The following is a 1055-nucleotide window of genomic DNA, read 5'->3' as shown; positions in this document are numbered from 1 at the left end:
CCTCTATTCAGACGACATAAAAGTTTAAACACATATCGCCAAAAAATACAATATATAGTGGTTGTAATCTAAAATATGGCCATATTTATGGTTTGAGAGTGAAGCTTAGTGGAAGTCGACGCCTTCGAGAAAGTGCGCCCCGTTAAGGGAGCTGGCTCACAAATTTCAGCGGCCTGCCATACAGAAGCAGATGTATAGCGAATCTGTGCCGAAGGGTATGACACCCGATCTTGAAGGTTGGCTCCCCCCCCACCACCTGCACGGTGAGCCTCTCGATGTCGATGCTGACCGCCCGGCGCGTGATCGGATAGATCGTTCGTCCTTTCGAAACTTCCCCATCCACAGGTAGCTGTGGACCCGGGTGTGAAAGTTTCGATCCAAAACCGGAATAAACCGTTTTGGCGAACGTTGCAGGCTGCGTTGTTCCGACTGTGACCACGCCCAGAAATTCCTGTTCTCCCGGGAAAATTTTGAGGTACTGCTAAGGCGGGACCACCAAATAAAGTCTTTTTAAAAGGAGGCTAGCTCAAGATGGGTTCTGCAGACGCTCAGGGGAACGGCCAAAAAAGGAACAATATGGCGAGCATGATCATGCCTAAACTGCATTTGAATCGCTTTGCTTTAGAGCTGAAAAGTGATGTGGTGGGAAGAGGGAGTTAATCAGACCTTTCCTAGCCGGGCCACCCCTCGTTAGAAATAATCCTCGCGGCATCTTGATCATAACTAGCTGCCACTTCTCGTAAAGTAGTGGCCAATCGATGAAAACCTGCATTTTCAACCAAGTCTGCTCTTTCACGGTACGTTTTTGCTAAAGTTTTCTCCGGCTTGCCCTCTGGATCAATTGCATGAACACCGCGGGAATTTCTAATGCCCGTTCTATAACCATCTCGTAAACTTGATCGATCTCTATGATTCATTTCAGCAGCGATAACTGCGTGTATCCACAAACCATCTGGGTCGTTCGGGGAGTTGACTAACACATTTCCAAGCTGAATCGAGGCAACATCATAATGTCCTGATGCGGTATAATTGTTACTGGCAAAGGTAGAGGTTGA

At 47.6% G+C, this 1055-nt stretch carries 1 pseudogene; it reads right to left on the bottom strand.

Annotated elements, in window-relative coordinates:
* Positions 1-671 precede the first annotated feature (671 nt).
* Positions 672-1055, bottom strand: a pseudogene (locus tag ACN0IC_RS15795) (hypothetical protein); the annotation flags it as partial.

Source organism: Litorimonas sp., assembly GCA_029936425.1.
Classification (GTDB): domain Bacteria; phylum Pseudomonadota; class Alphaproteobacteria; order Caulobacterales; family Maricaulaceae; genus Litorimonas.
The sequence above is the reverse complement of the archived record's forward strand: the minus strand, read 5'-3'. Positions and strand labels throughout refer to the sequence as shown.